The following is a 23,615-nucleotide window of genomic DNA, read 5'->3' as shown; positions in this document are numbered from 1 at the left end:
ATATTGGAAAGTACAAATAAAATAGCTATTTTGGGTGCAAACGGAAAAGCGGGGAAATTCCTTGTAAAAGAAGCGCTAGATAAGGGGTATCAAGTAAAAATATTAACAAGAAATTCTAATAATATCAAAATAACAAATGAAAATATAGAGATCATTAATGGAGATGCACGTGATTTTGCTTCAATACGCAAATTACTTAAAGGGTGTGGAGCTGTAATTAATGCAGTAGGTCAACCTAAAAATGAATCTTATATTTTTAGCACAGTAACGAAGCATATTTTAGAAGCAATGAAGGAGTTTGAAATAAAAAGATATATTGTAATTTCCGGAGGCTCTTTAAATGTTACAGGAGATCAAAAGGGAATTGTAAATAAAATTGGAGCTACCTTATTTAAAGTTTTTTTATCAAAAATGATGCAAGATAAATATAAAGAATTACAAATTATCCAAAGTAGTAAAGTAGATTGGATAATTGTTAGATTACCATTTGTTATAGAGGGAAATGGTATTGGACGTATAAACGAGAGTTTAGTAGATATGCCAGGAATCAAAATTCAAAATAGTGATATTGCACCATTTGTTATAAAACAAATTAATAGTGATAGATATGTAGGGAAGTGCCCGTTTATTTCAAATTAAATGGTAGGATTAAAAATTAAAGAATGATGGGTAGAGTGGAGCTAGTACATTTTATGTATTTGTATGTTAAGTTTAACACGAGTAAGTGGGGGATAATTTTATATGATTCAATATAAAAGATGCAGTGAAGTAAATATAGATTTAGTGTATGAGGCTTTTAAGGATGGGTTTTCAGATTATATTATTAAGATGGAAGTCTCAAAAGAGGATTTTATAAAAAGATTTTTTGGAGCAGAAGGGAATTCGTTAGAACACTCGTTTCTTTCTTTAGATGGTGACAAACCAGTTGGTGTAATACTTAGTGGTATTAAGATTTATGAAAGTATAAAAACAATGCGTTGTGGAACATTAGCTATTCACCCTAGGTATCGCGGTATTGGTGTGAGTCAAAAGTTATTTGAACTGCATAAAGATGAAGCGATTCAAAACGGGTGTAAGCAACTTTTTCTTGAAGTCATTGTAGGTAATGACCGAGCGATTCGTTTTTATAATAAATTAGGCTATGAAAAAGTGTACGATCTATCTTATTATAATTTAAAAGATATGACTAAAATAATACATAAAGAATGTAAAGGAATTGAAGTAAAACAATTAGAATTTGCAGCTTTTAAAGTTGAAATTCAGAAATGGTTACACTTCCATATAAACTGGCAAAATGATATGGATTATATCGAAAAAACAAATCATACATTTTACGGTGCATATGTCAATAATGATTTAAAAGGTGCTATATGTATGAATGAACAAGGTAAAATTAGTTTTCTTTTCGTAGACAAAGATTATAGAAATCGTAGTATTGGATCAAAATTATTACAAGTAGCAAGAGATGAGTTGAATTTAGAAAGTTTATCAATTGGATTTCCAAATAACAATTTACTAGAAGGATTTTTAAAGAAAACCGGATTTGAAAAGAATCCTTTAGCACAATATGAAATGTATGTATTGATATAATAAGCGGGAGAATTTATTCTTTCGCTTTTTATTTTTGTACTATATTGATATTTTACTTTGTATAATATTCTTTTTTTATGTAGAATAGATAGGATGGGAGGGGATGAAATGAATAATGGATTAAAGTTTAAGATTTTTGAATTGCATTGTTTCGTTCAAAAGACTTATTCTGATATGAAAATAGCATGTGATATTGCTATTTATCAAGAAAACACTTCTAAATATTTAATTTCATTAGGTTTTTTAAATAAATCATACATGACTTATATAGAAACAAAAAGATTTTATCGTGAAAATGAAGAGCTTGTAAGTGTAGAATTTGATAATTTCTTTGATACATATGATATATTAGAACAGGAGTTAAAAAAAGTTATTTCAACTGAAGATAAGAATCCTTCATTGTTACATAGTAGATTTGATCAGTTTCAGCAGAAAGTTGAAAATATAAATGACCTAATAAAAGTAATGCAAAATGCTCGTTAATGAATGCTTTTTCTGTTTTATATAGAAATTATGCATTAAAAATATATTAGGGATATTACATATTGAAGAGGTGACTTTTGTTGATTACAGAAGTCATCTTTTTACATTAGAAATAGATTGTATAAATTTTAGTAATTTCATATTTTAGGAAATCATAAGAGGGAAATAACATGAAAAATAAAAAAGAAATAGCTATAGTTGCATTAACAACAGGATTAGCTTTAACAAGCATAGTACCATACGAAATAGGTTATGCGGAGGAAACGGATCAAATGCAAGTTGATATTCAAGAGGATTCGTTCCGTACAGGTGAACTTACAAAACCATCACAAAAAACGCCAGAGAACGTAGTGAAAGATGCACTTAAGGAAAAGACGGAACATGCTTTGTCACCAAAACAAGTGAGTGGAGACAAAGGGGTAGATTACGAAGTTGTTCAAAAACGTGGTTCTTATGATGGGACTACACTTGTTCGTATGCAACAAATATATGAAGGTAAAGAAGTATACGGACACCAATTGACTGCTCATGTAGATAAAAAGGGTATTATTAAAAGTGTTTCAGGGGAAAGTGCACAAAACTTAGAAAAAGAAGATTTAAAGAATCCTATTAATTTATCAAAAGAAGAAGCAAAACAATATATTTATACGAAGTACGGAAATGATATTCAATTTATTTCTGAGGCAGAAGTTAAGGAAGTTATTTTTGTTGATGAAAATCGTGGGCAAGCTACAAATGCATATCAAGTTACATTTGCAGCTGCCACACCAAACTATGTATCTGGAACTTATTTAGTGGATGCTCATAGTGGTGATATGTTGAAAAATATGGTGCAAGAGTCAGATTTAAAAGTGAATGAAGAGCGTGTTGAAGCTATTCAGGAGAGTAAAAAAAGTAATTTTAAATCATTAACCGGGACTGGAAAAGATGATTTAGGAATAACTCGTACATTCGGTATTTCTGAACAAAGTAACGGGAAATATGCGCTTGCTGATTATACAAGAGGGCAAGGAATTGAGACGTATGATGTAAATTATAGAGATATTACTTTTGAAGAAAAATATTATCCTGGTATATTAACAACTAGCACATCAACAACATTTAATGACCCAAAAGCGGTAAGTGCTCATTTCTTAGCGGCAAACGTATATGATTTTTATAAAGACAAATATAAGCGTAATAGTTTTGATAATAAAGGGAAAAAAGTAGTTTCAGTTGTACATGCATGGGATTCTGGAGAAACAGATGATCCTAAAAATTGGGGGAATGCATTTAGCGCTAATATTAACAATGTTAGTATGCTTATATATGGTGATCCAATGGTTAGATCGTTTGACATAGCGGGTCATGAATTTACACATGCGGTTACATCTAGTGAATCTAATCTTGAATTTTTTGGAGAATCTGGAGCAATTAACGAGGCGTTATCTGATATTATGGGAACGGCTATTGAGAAATATATAAATAATGGGGAATTTAATTGGACAATAGGAGAACAAAGTGGATCAGTTCTCCGTAATATGAAAAATCCATCTTCAGTCAAATTCTTTAATGGAGTACCGTATCCAGATGATTATAGCAAATACAGTGATTTAAACGGAGAGGATAATGAGGGCGTTCATTTCAACTCAAGTATTATTAATAAAGTCGCATATTTAATTGCACAAGGTGGCATTCATAACGGTGTAACTGTAAATGGTATTGGTGAAGATAAAATGTTTGATATTTTCTATTATGCAAATACTGATGAATTGAACATGACTTCTAATTTTTCTGAATTAAGATTAGCGTGTCTTAAAGTTGCAGCAAATAAATATGGGGCAAATTCCATTGAGGTTGAAACGGTCCAAAAAGCTTTTGATGCAGCAAAAATTAAAGGAACAGTGAAAGAAAACGAAAAAACTGAGGCAAACCAAGTCCCAGAGTTAACGGTACCGCCAACAATTACACTACGTGTCGGTGATAAGTTTGACCCAATGAGCAATATAAAAGCTATTGATAAAGAAGATGGTGATTTAACAAATCGAGTAGAACATAAAGGTGATGTAGACACTTCTAAACCAGGCAAATACATTGTGGATTACTCTGTCGTTGATTCTCAAGGTGGGAAAGTAACGGTAACACAGACTGTAATTGTAGAGGGAGATGGAGAAACATCAGATCTAAAACCTACATTAACAGTTCCTATTGCAACGACAATTACTGTAGGAGAATCATTCGATCCGATGGCAAAAGTAAAAGCTATTGATAAAGAAGACGGCGATCTTACTTCTAAAGTAAAAGTTGAGGGGGAAGTAGATACCTCTAAAGTCGGTACTTACATAGTAACGTATACAGTTACAAATTCTAAAGGCCATGAAGAAATTGCGAAACAAACTGTAACAGTCACAGGTAGAGAAGAAGTTAAGAATGACATACCAATACTAAAAGTACCTTTTACAACTACAATTACTAAGGGAGATGAATTCAATCCAATGGTAGGTGTATCAGCTACGGATAAAGAAGACGGTGATCTTACTTCTAAAGTAGTATATAAAGATATTGGAGATACCACTAAAGCTGGTACTTTTGAAATAATATATAGTGTCACAGATTCTGTAGGTAATAAGGTACATGCAATACAAAAAGTATTAGTGAAGGATACAGACGCTAGCAAAGCTAAAGTTAGTACTAATAACAGCAATAACGGTAATATCCAAAACAACAGTAATTCCGATAAAAAAGAATCTACATATAAAGAGCTTCCAAACACGGGGGGCAGTACAACTAATAGTACAACAATGGGCTTATGGATGGTTTTTGCAGGTATAGTGTTCACTTTAGTTCGCAAATTTAGAAAAATATAAAAGTAGATAGTACAGCTTATTCGTTTGAAGAATAGAGTACAAAAATAATTGTGCATCATGAATTGTTTCCATAACTCATTTTTGTTAAACCAATCACCATTTTTTCTTAATTTATTTTAGAAGGTAGAATAATAGTAAACATAGAATATATTAATAATTAAAATGTTTACGAAGTGAAGGTGATGGCAATAAAACAAGACGAAATTAAAGTAGTAGTCGGAGCAGGGGTGTTTAATAATAATCCTGGATGGATACAAACGCAAGAAGATGAACTTAATTTACTAGATAAAGCTACGTGGGAAGAAAGATTTGAATACAATTCTATTTCAGCTATCTTAGCTGAGCATGTATGGGAACACCTTACGTTTGAAGAAGGTGTAAGAGCTGCTGAAATTTGCTATGAATTTTTAAAGCAAGAGGGGCATATTCGGTGCGGTGTTCCTGATGCATTTTTCCGAGATGAGGCGTACCAAAAGATAGTTCAAATAGGTGGACCTGGCCCAAAAGATCACCCAGCAGCAAGTCATAAAATTGTTCATACCTATAAAACACTAACGAAAATGTTTGAAACTGCTGGATTTGAGGTAGTTTTACTTGAATATTGTGATGAAAATGGTCAGTTTTATTATAATGAATGGGATGCAAACGACGGTGTTATTTTCCGTTCGAAAAGGTATGATTCTAGAAATAAAGGTGATAAACTTGGTTTTCCATCGTTAATTGTTGATGCGATTAAACGATAAGTTTTTCAAGTAAGTAGATTTAGTACAATAATTGCATGAGTCATAGCGTTTCTTTATATGCTGTAATTCTATGTTCGATGAAAATGAGAACGCAACATAAGGGGAATTCCTTAAAGCTACATAATATGAATTAAATTGAGCATAAGAAATATAATACTAATTATAAAATTGGCAGAAAGTATTCTTTCTGCTTTTTATTTTGCAAAGGGGACGAATATAATATGCAACCTATAAAACAAGTGGCATTAACATGCATTACTCATGATCCAACAGGGAGCTTATTATCTACAATAAAAGAGCTAAAAGAGAAATTAATACATTTAAATTATCATAAAAAATATATAACAATTAGTAATGTAACACCTAAAGAAATTGTAAAAGAACTAGAGGAATGTAAATTCCATATAAATATAGTAGAAAAATCAGGGGTAGGGAACGCACGTAGGGATTGTTTGAATTTTGTTAGTGACTATGATCATGATTACTATCACTATTGTGATTTTGATCGTTTGCTAACTTGGATGAAAGAATATCCAGCTGAGCTCGATACGTTCATTCAGAATATAGTAGATGTAGATTACTTAATCATTGGCAGAACGGATCGAGCTTTTCAGACACATCCTGAAGAATGGCAAGTTACAGAAACAGTATCAAATAAAATTATGTCATTACAATTAGGGAAACAAGTAGATATTACAGCAGGTTCATGTGGGATTTCAAAACAAGCAGCTGATTACATAATAAAATATTCTAAATGCAGAATGACTGATGGTGAATGGCCGATGATTATAAAAGAATTTACCGATTTTAAAATCGGGTATATTGCAGCAGATGGTTTAAAATACGTCAATAGTCTTAATCAAGATAATATTACTGATCCAATAAAAGCATGGTCAACCAGATTAGAACTTGCATATACAATAAGTCAATCAATTATGAATATAACAAAAACTAATTAAACTAAGTGGGTGAATAGATATTTCTTTTTTTTATAAAATTGTGTAAAATAGAACATACATTCGTATTTGAAAGGGGATAATTAATAATGTTAGCTGTAATAGATAAACAAGATAATGAATACGTAGTACAATTTGATCGTCATTTTTCATATTCAATAGAAGAAGTTTGGTCAGTTTTAACAGAAAACAGTAAGTTAAAAAAATGGATGTCTAATTTGCAGATTGAAAGCCTTAAAACAAATGGTGTAATAAAGTTCGGCATGATGGATGGTTCATTTATAAATATTGATATTATAGAGTGCCAACAAAACTCAGTGCTTGAATTTACTTGGGATAAAGATCGGGTCCGATTTGAAATACATAAAGAGGAAAATGGTTCTCTTTTACTTCTTAAAGAATACATTCATGAATTAACTGATCATACACCGAAAGATATAGCAGGTTGGCATATTTGTTTAGATCTTTTTTCTGCCATTTTAGAAGGAGAAGAAAAAGAATTTTCTAAAGATAAATGGCAACAATGGTTTGAAATATATAAAGATAAGGTCCTTGAATTAAGAGCGTAATCAACTTAAAGGTTATATTCATTGTGTAATTATTATATTGCAAATATGATTTTAATGAGAAATAAGAATAGAGGTTAATATGAAAGTAAATCAATTAATTGCTAATAACATCAATAAATTAGATACAGTCATTCCATTTAATAAGTCGTTTGGAATTGCTGGTTTATCGGGATCGGGTAAAACAACTTTTTGTCAAACGATTGGTGAAGAATCAAAAAAACGATTAGTTTCTTTATTGCCAAAGGCTGAATATCAATATTTATTTCCTAATATCATGGAAACGAATTTTAGTGCGATTAAGATGGAGGATATGCCTTTAGTACTTTTTCTAGGAAAATCATCGATTTCTTCCAATCCACGTTCAACGATAGGTACACATACTGGTGTTTTCACTGAAATTCGCGAAAAACTTGCTGACGTATTTCATCTTTCTCCTGAGGTTTTTTCATTTAATAATCAGTTAGGTTGGTGTTCTGGTTGTAAAGGGCGAGGTACTACTAAAAATATTGAGTGTAAAAAATGTAAGGGAAAACGTTATAGTGAAGAAATTGAACAACATACTATAGATTTATTTGCTAAACCACATACCATTTCAAATATTAATGATTTAAGTGTTGAGTCTATTCTTTCGTTAGCGGAAGAGCTAAATATTAGTGAAGCGAAGCAACATATACTGCAAAATATAATTAATATGAACATTGGTTATTTAACATTAAATCGAATAATGGGTACATTGTCAGGTGGAGAGTTAACACGACTGTATTTGGCTGAATTTATGGCAGTAAGTGAAAATGCCGTAATTATTATTGATGAGATTTCAGTTGGACTTGATCATGAAACATTATTACAAATATTAGCGGAGATTAAGCAATTAGGATGTAAAAATCAAATTTGGCTCATTGATCACTCAGATACAGTACTGGATACAACAGATGAGCAATTGTTCTTTGGACCTGGTAGCGGAAAATATGGTGGACAAATTGTGAAAGAATCACCAAGGCCAAAACCAATACTGTGGGATTTAAATAAAGAATTTCCAACAGAATATTATACATTTCGAGAATTATATTGCCGTAATATCCAAATGGCGGAGTTTCAGATCCCTAAAAATAGGCTTGTAACAGTTACAGGAGAATCTGGTTGCGGGAAATCTACCCTTGTCAATGAATGTTTAGCTACAGATTTCTTGAAACGATATCCAAAAGATAGACTAGTTATGGTAGGGCAAGATCGCAATCAATCCATTACAAGTCGATCAACTGTAGCAACTTTTCTAGATATTAAAAAGAAACTAACAAAGTATAGTGAAGAAATTGATGATATTTTTGAGCGTTCGATTGAAGATATTATTGATGAACTTCCAAATGAAGATATTGCGTATAAACGCTTGAGCCTACTAATTAAATTAGGGCTTGGCTATTTAACATTAGAACGAAAAACACAAACATTATCAACAGGTGAGTTTCAATGTGTTCATTTAGTTTCGGAATTATTTGCAAAGACAAGAAATCCACATACATTATTTATTTTTGATGAGCCTTCAAAAGGTTTATCACAAAATATTTTAAATCAATTTATAGACAGTGTTAGAGGAATATTGCAAGATGAATCAGTCTCTATCATTATGATTGAGCATAATAGTTACATGTTAGAAAGCTCTGATTATATTGTAGACTTTGGGAAAAGACAGATTGAAGCTATCAATCATCTTGAAGTAGTAAGTCATGATGATTATTATCGTCAGAGAACCACTGTGAATAATGTTGAGCAAATCCATATTACTTCAACACTTAAGCCTAAAGAAGGCGTTCACTATTTAGAAGGAAATCATATTAACTATTTTAAAAATGCTGAAAATGTTTATAAGGGTGGTATTTTAAAAAGTTTATCATCAATGGCGCGTTTAATTTATGGTGAGTATGAATCTAATACAATTGCACCGGTTATTGCTATTGATCTTGAGAGACATTTATACAGTCAATATAGTTTTTTATATGAGGTTGGTGGAATAATTAATCATATTGTAGCTGCTCATCCAACTAATAAAGATACGAGAAGTTTTGATTTCTATTCACAGGACAATCATTGTCCATCTTGTTCTGGACGTCTTCAAATTGAAGTTTTCGATAAAGATATTACAATCCAAAATAAAAACGTTCCATTTTGGGACGGTTTATTCGATCCAGAAATCATGAAAGTATTAAAATTTTATCAATATGAGAAAATAGAGTTTCTATTCGAAGAAATTAAAAATGAACTTGGTCACGATTTGTCAAAGAGCTATAATGATATGTCAGAAGAAGAAAAGCATACGTTTTGGTATGGATATTTTGAAAAATCATTTTATGATAAAAAAGGAAAGACGCGCAGAACATGGGTAGGATTTAATACGATTATTGGTGGATATATTGTTATTTCAAAAGCACCTGTTAAAGAAGAAATTAAGGCTTCTAAAGAAATGGTAACATGTCCAATTTGCGAAGGGACGGTTTTAAACCATCATAAACCACTTAAATTTGGCAGCTCAGATATTCGTGAGATTATCAATCAACCAGTTAATGAAGTGTTGAAATTAGTCGGTGATTTACCTGAACTTCATAAATTGAAATCTATTGTTGGTGGCGATATGAGATTGACAGAAGATGTTTCTTTATTGCCAAGAAAAGCACAAGTTGCATTGAAAATGTTTGAGTTAGAACAGGCAAGCTTTTCAAACTATGAAATGGTGTTACAAAATGTCTTACCATTCTGGGATGAAATAAAAGGGAATATCGAATCCATTAGTGTTAATAATCTAGTGACTGTTTGTGATTTCCCAAATGTTTATGAAACGAGAGAAAACATGATAGATAAGTATTTCACAAATGGTAAATATAAAAAACTTACGTATGTATATGAAGCGTTTGGATACAAAAAGTTAGTTACCCAAATTAATAAAATTAAAAAAAGCAATCCATGTCCATTCTGTAAAGGAAAGAAAGTTATTACTGAAGATAATTTGCATGATGGTGTGTTTAAACTAACAATTCCATGTGTAACTTGTAATGCAAGTGGTATTAATGATGAAGGACTAAAAGAAGTTGTTGAGGGTGTGGATGTACAAACATGGTTAACTGGAAAAGTTAGTGATGTTGTGGATGAGAGCTTATTAACAGAAGCTGTTGCGCAAATACCAATTTTTAATCGTATTCGTGAGTTGGATAAACGAGATATGATGGCGGTTTATGAGTGTCTTGAGCGTAATCAGTAAAGTTTTATTAGCTTATGTATTATTAACATAACTTATATAAAATGTATATTCTTTATAATATATATTAACGCAGTATGATTAATACAAGGTAATGAAAGAAGATTCAATTTCTTAATGTTAAAATTAAGAAATTGAATCTTTTATTATTTTTATGTGCTGCATACAATGTTTTTTACTAAGGAAAGAATTATGGAAAGGAGGAGAGATGGAAAACTAAAAGGGATAAACAGTTGATATATTATGTAATTATTATATTATAAAAGTGATGAATAAGGTCGAAAACATTTCATAAGTTATAGTTGTTGCTTATTAATATTTTTGTTTTATTGTCTGATTTTTTAAATTTAACAGAAATATATACTTGAATGAAGTATATATTTCTGTTAAATTTATCCTATGGATAGAACAAGCTTAATTAAAGGTCATTTAGAAATGTGTGTATTATCTATTTTGTCGAAAAAGAAAAGTTATGGATATGAGATTATGAAAGAACTTGAAGTATACAATTTAAAATTGAAAGGAGTAGGAAGTATTTACCCCATTTTAACTAAGCTGAAAAATCAAGAGTGGGTTAATACTTATCAAGAAGTAACAGGCAGTGGTAAAGTTAGAATTTATTATGAGATTAATGAAAATGGAAAATTACGTCTTGAGAAGAAAATTAATGAGTGGTTAGAATTGCAATCGGACATTCAAGCACTATTAAAAAGCGGTTTGAAAGGAGACCTTCTGAAATGAGGAATAGATTGATAGGTAAAGAACAGCAATTTTTAACAGACGTACTAAAAGAATTAAAGAAATATGATATAAGTTTAGAAGAGAGGGAAAATATAAAGCGACAAATATTAGAACATATTCAAGAATGTCGTGAACACGGTGAAGATAGTATAGATGATTTAGGTACACCTCAATTATTTGTTCAAGATTTTTTAGAAATAAATGAAATTGATTTACAAGTTAAAATGAAACAACTTCAAAATGAAAAGGACAAATTCAACAAATTTATGTTACGTGGCATATTCATCTCAGTTATTACTTACCTCAGCTCGCAAAGTATATTTTCAATATTTTTAACTGAATCATTTAATCCAACTAATAGTAAAAATGCATTTCAGTATAATCTTTTATATCGCATATCAGAGAATCAATGGTGGAACGCATTATTAATAATGACTAGTTTGACACTCTCTGTAGTAGTATATATTAGCTTAGTAAGTTATAAAAAAAGAAAGCATCTAAAGTATAATGAAGAATGCGATCTATAAAGTCTTTCTAATTTGTATTCTTTGTAATGTATTTATGCTATGTATCACACATCCAAAAGTTTACGCTGAGCAAAATGTTAAAGTTACATTAGATAAGTATATTGAAAAATTTATAAAGGAACAGAATATTCCAGGAGCTGCTGTTGCAATTGTACATAATAAAGATGTATTCTTCACAAAAACGATGGGGGTTACTGGAGAATCTGAAAAAAAGGTAACTAGTAAAACGCCATTTGCAATCGGCTCAATAAGTAAATCTTTAACAGCTTTAGCTATCGTGAAATTAGTAGAAGATAAAAAAATAAAATTAGAGGATCCAGTTCAACGATACCTCCCCTGGTTTAAACTAAAAGATTCTCAAATATCCTCAACTATAACAATCCAACATCTACTAACTCATACAAGTGGAATAAGCACATATGAGGGCTTATTATTATCAGATAAGCAATCCAAAAGTTCTACAGCATTAAAAGAAAATGTAATGAAGCTTTCAAATGTAAAAGTAACTGCTCCACCAAGTGAAAAATATCAATATAGTAATGCGAATTATATGGTTTTAGGTGCACTTATTGAAGAAGTTACAAATGATACATATTCCTCATATATGGAAAAACATGTTTTTCAGCTATTAAATATGAATGGTGCGGCAGCAAGTAAAGAAATTGCATATGAAAAAGGCTATTTAAAAGGTTATCAGTCGTGGTTTGGCATACCAAGAAAAAGTGTAGTGTCCTATGATAATGCCGGGGCACCGTATGGCTATATTACTGCAAATTTAGAAGATATGATTCAATATATTATGTTTTTGAATCGTCCAGAGGATGCTCAATTATTAAAGCAAGAAAATATGCATCTTTATCTATCACCACTTTATAAAATAAATTCAGAAAAAAGTTATGGTTTTGGATTAAGAACAACAAATATAAATGAAAGTGAAACGATGATTTGGCATTCAGGATCAACGCCCGATGCTCGTGCAGAATTATTTACTTTAAAAGAAAGTGGCTGGAGTGGAGTAATTTTAACAAATAAAAATCATGTATTAGAAGAAACAGCACTATCAGTATTGAAAAAGGGGATTATTAGTATTTTGAATGGAGAAGAACCGGTTGATATCCCTAAAAAAATACCATTAACACAAATTATTTTGTTGGTAGTTACACTCATACTTTTCATAATATCAATTATGTTAATTAAAAAGTATAAACATATGAAAACTGTAAAAAAGGTAATTTGGTTATTCATAGGGAGTCTATCTCTACTATTATCTATTATTTTTATCCCACTGCTTACTTATAGTACGAGTTCACCTTGGCGTACGATTAAAATATTTGCGCCAGACGTAGCTTTATTTACAAGTATTAGTGTAACTTTATTAGCTGTTAACGGACTAATATCAATTTTTATAGCTTTAAGAAGGAAGTAAGTATAAGGGGAAAGAATGAAAGAAATATAAGTTAAGTGTTAGAAACAGTTGACTCTCACACAATGTCATTGTTTAAGATGAAGTTGAACTTCGAAGTAGATGTAATTTATAGGAGGAAATCATGTTTAAAATAGGAGACTTTTCAAAACTATCTTCCATTAGTATTCGGATGTTGAGACACTACGACAAAGTGGAATTATTACAACCAGTAAAAGTCGATGAGCTGAGTGGATATCGATTTTATTCAGCAGACCAATTAAAAAAAGTAAATCAAATTCAAACGTTAAAAAATATGGGATTTAATATCGCTACCATTAAAGAAATAATAGAATGCGATAATATAGATAGCATAAAAGAGCAATTTTTAAATCGTAGTGTTCAAATTAAAGAAGACATGTATAACCTCCAAAAACAATTACGTCTCCTCGAAGACTCAATGAAAACGATGAGAGAGGATGTTGTTGAGATGAATTATCATGTTTCAATAAAAGAAATTCCAGAAAGATATGTAGCCAGTGTTAGAAAGGTTATTCCATCATATAATTGTGAAGGCGATTTATGGACCATGTTAATGCAAGAAATTCATATGAAAAATATTAATATGGCCCATCCGAGTTATAGTATCGCTGTCTTCCATGATCAAGAATACAAAGAAAATGATGTAGATGTAGAAATACAGCTAAATATCTTAGGAAAGCATGAAAATACAAAAGATGTTTATTTTCAAAAAATAGAGCCAATCAAAGTAGCTTCTGTAACAGTAAGCGGAAGTTATGAACAAATGACAAACGTAAATGAAGCAGCCGCAAAATGGATTGAGACAGAAGGTTACGAATTAGCAGGCCCGATGTTTAATATTTATCATGTGAGTCCAGCAATGGAGTCGGATCCTAATAAGTGGGTTACAGAAGTTTGTTATCCAGTTAAATGATTGTAAAGAAAAAAGGCATATCATAATGCCTTTTTTCTTTATAAACTTATCCGTAATTGCAATTAACCAATCATAGTTATCTTTCCTTTCATCATAGTTTTCGTATTGGACTATATAGTGCAATAAAAACTTCAACTAGCTTCGTGAAAGCAGCTAAAACAAATACAAACACTGGATTATAAGCTGAAATAATGCCTCCCGCTAATGCTCCGAGTGGCATAGCTAATCGTGTAAGTACACGTGAAAATCCTAAAACTCTCCCTTGCATATTTGATGGAACTGTTTCCTGACGAATTGTGGCTACAATTGTATTCCATGCAATATTACAAGTCATTGCAACACCGAAAGCAATTCCGGGAGCGAGCCAATATGTGCTCCAAAGTGCAAAAGTTAAGCCAATTGCCCCAACAAATAAGAGTAAAGGGATCAGTATACCGCGCTGTAACCTCTTTTCTAAAGGAACTGCAATCAAGCTTCCTAAAAGACCACCTATTCCAATTAATGAATAATTCACCCCACTTTGTTCTGGGGTAAGTTGTAATGTGGATAATAAATAATACATGAATACACCTAAAACCGCACTTGCTCCAAAGTTTCCTATCATAGCTTGAAAAGATAAAGCTATATTTAAGCGATCATTTTTGAGCCATGTAAATCCATTAACCAAATCAGATAGTACATTTTGAAGTGTATTTTTATCTTCACATTTTTTATTTGTGGTTTTCATAGACGGTAATAACATCACAGCAACTAATGTTGCAATAAATGAAAGAACATTAATCCAAAGCAACTGAAAGCCGCCAAAAAAAGAAATGAAAACCCCAGCTATCATTGGACCAAATAAACTAGCCAATTGATTGACCATTTGATAGAAAGAATTGGCCTTCGTTAAGGATTCTCCAGCAATTTGCGGAATGACTGTAACAGTTGTTACATCAAAAAGCATGGACATAACTGCTAAAATAAAAGTAATTATGTACAAGTGCCATATTTCTAATAGATGTAATGAATGTAGTATTGGAACAAGACTAACTAAAATAATATTAGTAATATCCGCTACCAAAAGTAACTTTTTTCGATCATAACGATCAATTATTACACCAACTAAAGGGCCAAATAAAACGATTGGCAATACGTTAATAGCAAATAAAGAACTCATAATTACAGCTGAACCGGTTAATTGATAGGCAATCCAAGGTAACGCAAAAGTATACAATGAGTCTCCAATTCGTGAAATGAGTAAACCAAAAATAAAAATCTTGTATTCTTTAGAAAAAGTTGTCTTTACGGTAAGGCTACGTTCTTGTATAAATTTCACACTGTTTATACCACCTTTATTATAGAGGAATTTGAAAATAATCCGTCCAATACTTGTTATATATATAATTCTGTAATTTTTTTGTGAATCCTACTTTTTACATATATTTAAAGAAGGAAATAAAAATGAAGAATGTAAAAGCAGTCTGTACTGTTTTAGATAGTATGTGTAGGGGGATTTAGATTGTACAGATAAATAAACTATAAAAAAATTATGTAAACTAATTATGCGGATGAAGTAAAATTTTCTTATAATTTGTAATTTATAATATATAATGGAAATTAAGAACGGTTATTTGAAAGGAGTGATGTGTTATGAGCAAACAGAAGAAAATAAAATATGAGGTAAAAATAGTTTGAGAATACGTATCATGCCTCTATAAACTACGTACGCTCAAAGCTAGGAGTAGCGTATGATAAATATTAAAATTGGAAAAAATCAATACCCATTAACATTAGCTGAGGACCATAATTTTGATTGGTTAAAGGATGTAGAAGTGTTTACTGTTTTTGATCAGCAAGATTCAGGAAATATTAGTTTTGGTATTATTGAAAATGGAAAACGTTATTTTTTGAAGTATGCAGGTGCACGCAATTTAGAATATAAAGGAAAGGTAAAGGACGCGATTCAACGATTAATGAAGGCGAAAGAAGTGTATGAACAAATTCAACATCCTTTACTAGTTCCATATATTAATCCCATTCAAATGCAAAATGGATTTTGTTTAAGGTTTCATTGGATTGATGGGGAATGCATGCACAATCATTGGGGCTTTACACCGTTTGAAAAGCATCATGCACCAAACTCGCCTTTTGTTAAGCTAAGACAATTATCCGTTAAGGAGAGGCTTAACATATTGACACAAATTTTTGAGTTTGCGGCCTATGTGGAGTCATTAGGATATGTCATGGTTGATTTTTATGACGGTAGTATTTTATATAATTTTGAGCAATCAAAACTTACGATTTGTGATATTGATTTCTTTCAAAAAAAACCTGTATTCAATAAAGTTGGGGAGGATTTTTGGGGAGCAGGTCGTTTCAAAGCACCTGAAGAATATGAACTGCATGCACAAATTACAAGCGAAACGAATGTGTATGTGTTAGCCGGAATTGCTTTTGCTTTTATTGGCGGGAAAAATGATAAAAGCTATGAGAAATGGGAGAGCACACTAGAATTATATAATATGTGTAAAAAAGCTCTACATAAAGAAAAAAATAAAAGATATCGCACTGTTCAAGCGTTTTATGAAGATTGGCTGGCATATATTGGGGAAATTGATGGATCTTTTTCACAAAGAATCAATAGCATAAGCGTTAACAGAGGGGAAAATACAAAATGAACGAATTAGAGTACAAAAACTTTTATGATAAAGTAGGAAGAGTAAATGGATGGGATTTTAGTAAAATAAAATGTGAAACTGTAGGAGATACATGGGACTTTTATGGAGAAGTGAAAGAAAGATGTAAACTATCAGACACTCTACTTGATGTTGGTACAGGTGGAGGGGAAAATGTACTTAACATAGCATCTTCAGCTAAATTGCTAATTGGAATTGATAATTCTAATGGTATGATTGAAACAGCACATTCCAATTTTAAAAAATCAGGAGTACAAAATGTTGAGTTTTTTCAAATGAATTCTGAAGCGTTAACGTTTCCGCTTGCCCATTTTGATATCGCTTCTAGTTGTCACGCACCGTTTATAGCATCTGAGTTAGCAAAAGTAATGAAACAAGGTGCTTTTTTCTTAACACAACAAGTAAGCGAACATGATAAATTAAATCTTAAGGAAGCATTTGGGCGAGGACAATGCTTAGGTGAAAGAGATGGCACATTAAAAGAAAAGTATATGAGTGAACTTAATAGTGCAGGATTTGAACTCGTGCAAGTACGTGAATATGATGTGACTAATTATTACAGAACCCCTGAAGATCTTATTTTCTTATTAAAACATACGCCTATTATTCCTAATTTTGGAGAAGAGGCAGAAGATTTTACTATTTTACAAAGTTTCATTGATGTTAATAGTTCTGAAAAAGGGATTCGTACGAATTCCAAAAGATTTATGATTATTGCTGTAAAATCTTAATGTATTTTATTGTAAAAGCTGCTTTTCGTTTAAGGAAAGGCAGCTTTTTTGTATGGAAACAATGCAGGATAAACTTAAATATTCATACTAAAGATGTAGTTTTCATTTGAAAACTACATCCTTCCGTTTGATTCTATTTATTTATAAATGTAATACAATACGAATAGGTAATAAGAAACAAGGGGGTATGCAACGTGATTACACATATATCAGATATAAAACTACAAACGGTTTCGATAGAAGGGGTAAAACAAGTTTATAAGGACATATTATCTTTACCTATAAAAAAAGAAACAGCATCGTTTATTCAATTTGAAGTAACGCCATACACTACAATTAGTTTTCAAGAGGTATACGAACCAATCGCACCTGCGCATTTCGCTTTTGAGATTCCATATTCAAAATTTCATGAAACAGCAAGATGGCTAAAAGAGTCTGGATTACTTATTTCGAAATGGAAAGATGGTCATATAATTGATGAAGAGAGCGGTCGATTCAACTTATATTTCAGAGATGGAGATGGAAATCTTCTCGAAATTATCGCGCATAGTTATGTTAAAGAAGATGTATTAGTACCACATTCACCATTAAACGTTTTATATGTAAGAGAAATCGGTCTTCCTGTTAAAAGTGTACCTGTATTTACAGAATGGTTGAAATCAAATCTAAATATGAAAACGATGGAAGATGGGGATATTTTCAACTTTGTTATAGGGGGCACAGCATATATTGTTGCATCTTGGTGGCAGCGACCTTGGATTCCGATTGCGATGAAAGCTTTACCACCGAAAGTACATGTTTCTTTTGGAACACCAGATCAAGCATTTTTACAACGCATACAAAATAATTTGAAGAAAAATAGTGTTCCATATGAATGTAAACATAATGAAGTATCATTTATTCAGCAAGGGTATTCATTTACTATCTTGCATACACCAAATCTCCATGCTGATATTCCAAGTAAATTAAACTTACCGCTTTCTATTTAAGGATGGAAAGCGGTAAGTTTTTTTGTATAGTCGTGAAGAAGGTTTTAGCTAGGGTTATAGTGAATGTAAAGAGAAGTATAAGATGTTATTCTAATTTATGTTAAGGGGAGAAATGAAGTGGTTTTAGGTAATCCAATTGCAAAAGGGAATACAGCGGAAATTTATCTATATGATAATAAGATTGTGAAATTATTTAAAGAATATCTTCCAGATACAGAGTCTATGAATGAAGCAAAAAAACAAAAATATGCTTATTCATGCGGGCTGCCAGTTCCAAACGTATTTGAAGTGACAAAGATACAAAATAGACAAGCAATTATTATGGAATATGTAAAAGGGGAGAACATTGGTGATCTCCTGCTTAATAATTTGAATGAGGCAGAGCGTTATATCGGCCTTTGTGTAAATGAGCAAAAAAAGATCCATGCTATACGTGTGAATACAGATGAAATGGAGTTAATGAGGAAAAGGTTAGAACGTCAAATTAAATCTGTACATCAATTGGCTGAAAACAAAAAGAAGAATATATTACAAAAATTAGATTCTATTACATTTGATTTTAGGCTATGTCATGGAGATTTTCATCCATTTAATTTGATTTTGAGTAAGGAAGAGAAAGTGAAAGTTATAGACTGGGTAGATGCTAGTTCTGGTGATATTCGGGCAGATGTATTTCGAACATATTTATTGTATGCTCAGACTTCTTTAGAATTAGCTGAAATGTATTTACACTTATATTGCAAAAATACTAGTTTGTTAAGAGATGAGATTTTTCAATGGGCTCCTATTGGTATTGCAGCTAGATTTTCTGAAAAATTATCACCGCAAAATGAAGTGTATTTGAAAAGATTATTGAATCAGTATTTATAAGTCATAAAAAAGGTTGTTAGCTAATTAATAAACGCTGTTGTTTAACTAAAGTTTCCTTGTAGTTAAACAACAGCGTTTTTAAACATTAATATAGGCATATTTAGTTTCAATCTTCATCCTATAAAGGTTCATTATCCGTACTTGTTCCGCAGTTAATTCTTCTTTATCCCAATACATATGCATTAAGCTATATTCAAAAATCTCCTTTAATTTAATAAACAATGGAAACTTGTCTATCATCTCTTTTGGAAGTTCATTTTCTTCTTGATATCCTTCAAATATTGCTTTTGTAATAGAATGCTCATAGTCAACGATATTCCCATTTCCAACAAATGAATATTCTATCGCACTATAAATAGGAACTGCTAAATCAAATATGTAAAAATGTTTTTCACAGTCTTGAAAATCAATCATCGTTAAGTTTGAATTGTTTTCAACTAAAATGTTTTCTAACCATAAATCTCCGTGAATTAAGCCGTAATTTGAAGTGGATTTTTGTAGCTCTTTTATAGAAGTTAAAACGTCAGATGCAATTTCTCTTATAGCAGTTTCTTCTTGAGGGATATACTTAAGAAAATTATATTCTTCATTTCTATACCAATCGTTTATATGTTTAGCCGGTTTAGTCTTTTCAAAGCTTTTAGAAATACGATGTAATTTTCCAATTTGTTTACCAAGCTTTTTAAATATTTTAGAATCCCATTCATACTTTGGTAAATGTATACCAGGCGCAGCTTTATATAGTATGGCAAAAATCTCTTTATCTAATGTTAACTTTTCTACAAAATTCCCTTGCAATGAAGGGATGATTGGTGGAACAGCTAAACCGTTTTGGTATAAAAAATTCGTATATGTAACTTCTTCTAATTGTTCTTCATACGTTTTATAGTTTGTAATTCTAATGAAGTATGTACCTTGTTCTGTAAGACATTTATACATTTCATTTGTTATTGGTGTAATGTTAATAAAATTCAACGGATATAGTTCATTTATGAATTGAAGTATTTCTTTTTCTAGTTTGTTCATTGTAACTTCCTTTCTAAACTTTTATTTTTTTAATTAGAGAATTAAAAGAATCTTATTTTACAAAATTCGAGTTTAATTTTCGAAATCCTTTAAAATGAAATATGATGTAAATTGACCTTTAATAATTAGTTAGGTCTTGCCAGCATACGAATTAACACTAAATTGAAAAATGAATAGAAGGTATGTCAAAATAAGATAGATGAAAAAATAAAATCAATACTTATATATAAATTTTAAAGATATTACAGAAAGTCTTATGTTATCAAACACAAGAAATATCAAAAGAATGAAACGCACTTCTCTTATACTTTTATATAAGGAGTGAAGGAAATGAATGAACATATACAGCAGATGATTGATTGGATTGAGCACAATTTGAAAAAGGGATTTTCATTAGATGAATTATCTCGTTATATGGGGTATTCTTCTTATTATTGCTCTTTTAAATTTCATCAAGTAACGGGTTTCAGTATTAGACACTATATTCTTCTTAGAAGGTTGTATTTATCTACAGAAGATTTAAAGAATGGTAGGAAAATAATTGAGATCGCATTGGATTACGATTACTCTTCCCAAGAGGCTTATAGTAGAGCTTTCAAAAATGTTTTTGGAATCAATCCAAGAGAATACCAACTTAGCAAAATGCCTATTCAATCATTTGTTAAACTCAATTTAAATAAAGAAGGGGTGTTTCATATAAATATTTCTAGAAAAATAGAGGTTGATCAGTTACGAAATAGGAAAAGTGAGCTATTCGATAAAGAGGTACTTAACATATTAAATGGTCAAGTTATGTATGAAGAATTTAAAACGGATAAGCTAATGGGGGAGTCTGATTATGTGCCATTTAACGAAGCGATGTGTGTAAATCCCGCTACTAAACAAGTTTTTAATGAAGAGTTTATTAAAACAAGAGCAGAAGGACATAACAGTTCAATAGAAAGTTATACAAAAAAGGTTATAGATCCATTAGAAAAACTTTTTACGAAAAAGTATAAATGTATTGTTTTATGGTTTGGTGAAGATATGTTTTGCCAAATGAATCTACTTACAATACTTTCATACCTTGAACAGTCTTATTATGAAGGGAAAGTATATTTGAATAGCTTCAGAGAGAATGAATTTAAAGTAAGTCAAACTGAAATAAAGTTAGAAAACTATCACTCTGCATATAAAGAAGTGCTCGTGAATCATGAAAAACCATCTGTTGAAACATTGCCAGTAATGTATCAGGCTATAGACTTATTTTTAGAAATGCTAAAAGAAGATAATGCTGTAATGAAATTTATCTCTAAAAATAAAGATTTATCAACTCGTGAATTGTTAACAAAGTTGTTTCAACTTTTTCCAACAATCGGATATGGAGATACTCAGTATATAGAGCTGATTAATAAAATAAAGAAGAAAACTACACCTAAAATATAAGTGTAGTTTTCTTCTTATAATTGCTCAAGTAATTCTAATTCTTTTTCTACAAATAGCATTAATTCTTTAATTGTTTCACCAGAAAAATCAAAACGAATACCGGCTGCTTTATACACTTCTTTTATAGATTGCGAGCTTCCTAGTGATAATGCCTTTTTATAATTTTCTAGTGCTTGCTTGGGATCCTCTTTATATTGTTTATACATTTGTAATGCACCAAGTTGGGCGATCGCATATTCAATATAATAAAATGGTACTTCAAAAATATGGAGTACAGGTAACCAACTCGTTGCTATCCAGTTTTCGTAGCCATCAATGTGTATGACGTTAGACTGATAATGTTTTTGAAGTTGTAAGTATTTTTCATTTCTTTCTTCAGAAGTATGAGTTGGATTTTCATATAGCCAGTGTTGAAATTGATCGACAATAAGCATAACAGGTAAATATGAAATAACATCTTTAAAGAAGTTAATTTTTGCTTGTTTTAAATCTTTTTTATCTGTATAGAAGGTATCCCAATAATTAAGCGAGAATAACTCCATTGTCATACTAGCTAGTTCAGCTGTTTCAGCTGGAATTTCTATATACTGTCGTATTTCTAATGGTTTTATGAGTTCGTTATGAATACTATGACCCATTTCATGTATAAAAGTGATAATATCATCTTGTGTATAATTTAAGTTCATAAAAATAAATGATAATTGTGAAGTTGGTAAGTACTCACAAAAGCCTCCAGCTGCTTTTCCTTTGCGGCTTGTTAAATCAAGACAATCGTGTTTATACATTCGGTTTAATAGTGTTGAAAATTCAACATCTAGTTTATTAAAGATATGAGTGCTCTTTTCAATTAAATCATTTTCAGTTGCAATTGGTTTAAGTACTTTTTGATCTGGAGTTACAGCTGATACATCCCACGGGCGAAGCGCATCCACTTGCAGTTTCTCTTTTTTCTCTAGTAATATTTTATCTTTAAGAGGCACAACATACTTACGTATGGATTCAGCTAGTTCATAGCAATCTTTCGCTGAATAATCAAAACGCTCGTATTTTTTGAACATATAATCGCGATAATTCTCTAGTTGAATATTTTTTGCTTTTTGATGGCGAATTTCAATTAATTGATTTAATATGTTTTGGAGTTCTTTTTCAACAGATAAAAATTGTTCAGAAATAATGGTTTTTGCCTTTTTACGGATGTCACGATTTGAATCTTGTAAATAGGATTGTAATTCTGTTATCGTTTTTTCTTCTCCGTCCCAAATTCCAATTAATCCTCCAGTGATTTCAAAGTACTCTGTGACTAATTTGTCTTCCTTTACTTCTAATTCAATATTTTCCTCACAAAATAACTTTTGAGCATTTTTTATTTTTGCATCCAACAAACCATATACGTTAGAATCTAATTCCATTCGAAAAGGTGACTTTAAATATTTATTATCCAATAAATTTTGGTACCGCTTTAAAAGTGGCTTTACAAATTGTTGATCATGTTCAAAAGTATCTTTTATTTCTTCATCATCCGTATTACATTGAAAGGCAATATAATGTGATCTTAATTGTTCTTCGATTTCCCAAATCACTTTTGACTGCTCTTTTAACCAGTTTTCAAGTTCTAGTTTTGAAGAAATCACTTCATTTAATAAAGTAGAAAGAGTATTTTCTAATTCTAGAACGTTACTAATATCAATCGTATTTAAGCGCTGCATTACATATCCCTCACTTTTCATTTATTCATAGAGATATTCTATTTATTAATTGTAATTTCCTTGTTAAGAGGAGGGAATGTGAAATAATGTTAAAATTAAAAATGATAGAAAGGATGTATTTTTTACTTTAT

Annotated in this window: 20 protein-coding genes; 17 read left to right on the top strand and 3 right to left on the bottom strand. The window is 30.8% G+C overall.

The window, feature by feature from the left end:
- The first annotated feature begins 3 nt into the window (after nt 1-3).
- From MR147_RS07305 to MR147_RS07250, 12 genes are all read left to right on the top strand, one after another.
- A complete protein-coding gene (locus MR147_RS07305; RefSeq protein ID WP_242303884.1) occupies nt 4-639 on the top strand; it encodes an SDR family oxidoreductase in 636 nt (211 codons plus the stop codon).
- Nucleotides 640-741: 102 nt separating this feature from the next.
- On the top strand, nt 742-1,590 hold the full coding sequence (locus MR147_RS07300; protein WP_242303883.1) for a GNAT family N-acetyltransferase: 849 nt from the start codon (nt 742-744) through the stop codon (nt 1,588-1,590).
- A 108-nt stretch (nt 1,591-1,698) separates the two neighbouring features.
- Nucleotides 1,699-2,073: a hypothetical protein gene (locus MR147_RS07295; RefSeq protein WP_076873935.1), complete on the top strand. Its 375-nt coding sequence runs from the start codon at nt 1,699-1,701 to the stop codon at nt 2,071-2,073.
- Nucleotides 2,074-2,243: 170 nt separating this feature from the next.
- On the top strand, nt 2,244-4,919 hold the full coding sequence (locus MR147_RS07290; RefSeq protein ID WP_242303882.1) for a M4 family metallopeptidase: 2,676 nt from the start codon (nt 2,244-2,246) through the stop codon (nt 4,917-4,919).
- Nucleotides 4,920-5,101: 182 nt separating this feature from the next.
- Complete coding sequence (locus MR147_RS07285; protein ID WP_242303881.1) at nt 5,102-5,662, top strand: class I SAM-dependent methyltransferase; 561 nt, start codon at nt 5,102-5,104, stop codon at nt 5,660-5,662.
- 221 nt (nt 5,663-5,883) lie between these two features.
- Nucleotides 5,884-6,621, top strand: coding sequence for a hypothetical protein (locus MR147_RS07280; RefSeq protein ID WP_074611004.1), 738 nt, complete (start codon nt 5,884-5,886; stop codon nt 6,619-6,621).
- Nucleotides 6,622-6,707: 86 nt separating this feature from the next.
- On the top strand, nt 6,708-7,187 hold the full coding sequence (locus MR147_RS07275; RefSeq protein ID WP_074611006.1) for an SRPBCC family protein: 480 nt from the start codon (nt 6,708-6,710) through the stop codon (nt 7,185-7,187).
- Between the two features lie 79 nt (nt 7,188-7,266).
- On the top strand, nt 7,267-10,437 hold the full coding sequence (locus MR147_RS07270; RefSeq protein ID WP_242303880.1) for an ATP-binding cassette domain-containing protein: 3,171 nt from the start codon (nt 7,267-7,269) through the stop codon (nt 10,435-10,437).
- Between the two features lie 396 nt (nt 10,438-10,833).
- The gene (locus tag MR147_RS07265) at nt 10,834-11,175 is read left to right on the top strand and encodes a PadR family transcriptional regulator (protein ID WP_070171693.1); all 342 of its coding nucleotides are present in this window, start codon (nt 10,834-10,836) and stop codon (nt 11,173-11,175) included.
- Nucleotides 11,172-11,702 carry a DUF1700 domain-containing protein gene (locus tag MR147_RS07260; protein ID WP_074608813.1) on the top strand — a complete coding sequence of 177 codons (531 nt, stop codon included), beginning with the start codon at nt 11,172-11,174 and terminating at the stop codon, nt 11,700-11,702. The genes MR147_RS07265 and MR147_RS07260 overlap by 4 nt, the downstream gene beginning before the upstream one ends.
- On the top strand, nt 11,683-13,128 hold the full coding sequence (locus MR147_RS07255; RefSeq protein ID WP_074608812.1) for a serine hydrolase: 1,446 nt from the start codon (nt 11,683-11,685) through the stop codon (nt 13,126-13,128). The genes MR147_RS07260 and MR147_RS07255 overlap by 20 nt, the downstream gene beginning before the upstream one ends.
- Before the next feature lie 121 nt (nt 13,129-13,249).
- Nucleotides 13,250-14,059: a MerR family transcriptional regulator gene (locus MR147_RS07250; RefSeq protein ID WP_074608810.1), complete on the top strand. Its 810-nt coding sequence runs from the start codon at nt 13,250-13,252 to the stop codon at nt 14,057-14,059.
- A 91-nt stretch (nt 14,060-14,150) separates the two neighbouring features.
- Here the strand turns inward: MR147_RS07250 and MR147_RS07245 are convergent, their stop codons facing one another.
- Nucleotides 14,151-15,377 carry an MFS transporter gene (locus MR147_RS07245; RefSeq protein WP_074608808.1) on the bottom strand — a complete coding sequence of 409 codons (1,227 nt, stop codon included), beginning with the start codon at nt 15,375-15,377 and terminating at the stop codon, nt 14,151-14,153.
- Nucleotides 15,378-15,789: 412 nt separating this feature from the next.
- On the opposite strand from MR147_RS07245, the gene MR147_RS07240 reads away from it, so the two are divergent.
- The 4 genes from MR147_RS07240 to MR147_RS07225 all read left to right on the top strand — a co-directional run bounded on the left by MR147_RS07240 (nt 15,790) and on the right by MR147_RS07225 (nt 19,327).
- On the top strand, nt 15,790-16,719 hold the full coding sequence (locus tag MR147_RS07240; RefSeq protein WP_242303879.1) for a serine/threonine protein kinase: 930 nt from the start codon (nt 15,790-15,792) through the stop codon (nt 16,717-16,719).
- Complete coding sequence (locus MR147_RS07235) at nt 16,716-17,468, top strand: class I SAM-dependent methyltransferase (protein WP_074608805.1); 753 nt, start codon at nt 16,716-16,718, stop codon at nt 17,466-17,468. Before MR147_RS07240 ends, MR147_RS07235 begins: the two co-directional genes overlap by 4 nt.
- A gap of 194 nt (nt 17,469-17,662) precedes the next feature.
- On the top strand, nt 17,663-18,457 hold the full coding sequence (locus tag MR147_RS07230; RefSeq protein WP_074608803.1) for a VOC family protein: 795 nt from the start codon (nt 17,663-17,665) through the stop codon (nt 18,455-18,457).
- A gap of 117 nt (nt 18,458-18,574) precedes the next feature.
- The gene (locus tag MR147_RS07225; RefSeq protein WP_074608802.1) at nt 18,575-19,327 is read left to right on the top strand and encodes an aminoglycoside phosphotransferase family protein; all 753 of its coding nucleotides are present in this window, start codon (nt 18,575-18,577) and stop codon (nt 19,325-19,327) included.
- 78 nt (nt 19,328-19,405) lie between these two features.
- Here MR147_RS07225 and MR147_RS07220 read toward each other — a convergent pair whose 3' ends face one another.
- Nucleotides 19,406-20,353, bottom strand: coding sequence for a phosphotransferase enzyme family protein (locus tag MR147_RS07220; protein WP_242303878.1), 948 nt, complete (start codon nt 20,351-20,353; stop codon nt 19,406-19,408).
- A 330-nt stretch (nt 20,354-20,683) separates the two neighbouring features.
- Between MR147_RS07220 and MR147_RS07215 the strand changes: the two genes are divergently transcribed.
- A complete protein-coding gene (locus tag MR147_RS07215; RefSeq protein WP_080493746.1) occupies nt 20,684-21,778 on the top strand; it encodes a helix-turn-helix domain-containing protein in 1,095 nt (364 codons plus the stop codon).
- A 14-nt stretch (nt 21,779-21,792) separates the two neighbouring features.
- Here MR147_RS07215 and MR147_RS07210 read toward each other — a convergent pair whose 3' ends face one another.
- Complete coding sequence (locus MR147_RS07210) at nt 21,793-23,484, bottom strand: M3 family oligoendopeptidase (protein ID WP_074608798.1); 1,692 nt, start codon at nt 23,482-23,484, stop codon at nt 21,793-21,795.
- Nucleotides 23,485-23,615 lie beyond the last annotated feature (131 nt).

Origin of the sequence: Bacillus cereus group sp. BfR-BA-01350, from assembly GCF_022663775.1 — a bacterium.
In the GTDB taxonomy this organism is placed as follows: Bacteria; Bacillota; Bacilli; order Bacillales; family Bacillaceae_G; genus Bacillus_A; species Bacillus_A paranthracis.
This window is presented reverse-complemented; position numbering and strand designations above follow the sequence as displayed.

What these genes read in the sequence shown, in the direction of transcription:
- MR147_RS07300 (WP_242303883.1), top strand. Translation starts at nt 742, where the DNA reads ATGATTCAATATAAAAGATGCAGTGAAGTAAATATAGATTTAGTGTAT.
- MR147_RS07295 (WP_076873935.1), top strand. Translation starts at nt 1,699, where the DNA reads ATGAATAATGGATTAAAGTTTAAGATTTTTGAATTGCATTGTTTCGTT.
- MR147_RS07290 (WP_242303882.1), top strand. Translation starts at nt 2,244, where the DNA reads ATGAAAAATAAAAAAGAAATAGCTATAGTTGCATTAACAACAGGATTA.
- MR147_RS07285 (WP_242303881.1), top strand. Translation starts at nt 5,102, where the DNA reads ATGGCAATAAAACAAGACGAAATTAAAGTAGTAGTCGGAGCAGGGGTG.
- MR147_RS07280 (WP_074611004.1), top strand. Translation starts at nt 5,884, where the DNA reads ATGCAACCTATAAAACAAGTGGCATTAACATGCATTACTCATGATCCA.
- MR147_RS07275 (WP_074611006.1), top strand. Translation starts at nt 6,708, where the DNA reads ATGTTAGCTGTAATAGATAAACAAGATAATGAATACGTAGTACAATTT.
- MR147_RS07270 (WP_242303880.1), top strand. Translation starts at nt 7,267, where the DNA reads ATGAAAGTAAATCAATTAATTGCTAATAACATCAATAAATTAGATACA.
- MR147_RS07265 (WP_070171693.1), top strand. Translation starts at nt 10,834, where the DNA reads ATGGATAGAACAAGCTTAATTAAAGGTCATTTAGAAATGTGTGTATTA.
- MR147_RS07260 (WP_074608813.1), top strand. Translation starts at nt 11,172, where the DNA reads ATGAGGAATAGATTGATAGGTAAAGAACAGCAATTTTTAACAGACGTA.
- MR147_RS07255 (WP_074608812.1), top strand. Translation starts at nt 11,683, where the DNA reads ATGAAGAATGCGATCTATAAAGTCTTTCTAATTTGTATTCTTTGTAAT.
- MR147_RS07250 (WP_074608810.1), top strand. Translation starts at nt 13,250, where the DNA reads ATGTTTAAAATAGGAGACTTTTCAAAACTATCTTCCATTAGTATTCGG.
- MR147_RS07240 (WP_242303879.1), top strand. Translation starts at nt 15,790, where the DNA reads ATGATAAATATTAAAATTGGAAAAAATCAATACCCATTAACATTAGCT.
- MR147_RS07235 (WP_074608805.1), top strand. Translation starts at nt 16,716, where the DNA reads ATGAACGAATTAGAGTACAAAAACTTTTATGATAAAGTAGGAAGAGTA.
- MR147_RS07220 (WP_242303878.1), bottom strand. Translation starts at nt 20,353, where the DNA reads ATGAACAAACTAGAAAAAGAAATACTTCAATTCATAAATGAACTATAT.
- MR147_RS07215 (WP_080493746.1), top strand. Translation starts at nt 20,684, where the DNA reads ATGAATGAACATATACAGCAGATGATTGATTGGATTGAGCACAATTTG.
- MR147_RS07210 (WP_074608798.1), bottom strand. Translation starts at nt 23,484, where the DNA reads ATGCAGCGCTTAAATACGATTGATATTAGTAACGTTCTAGAATTAGAA.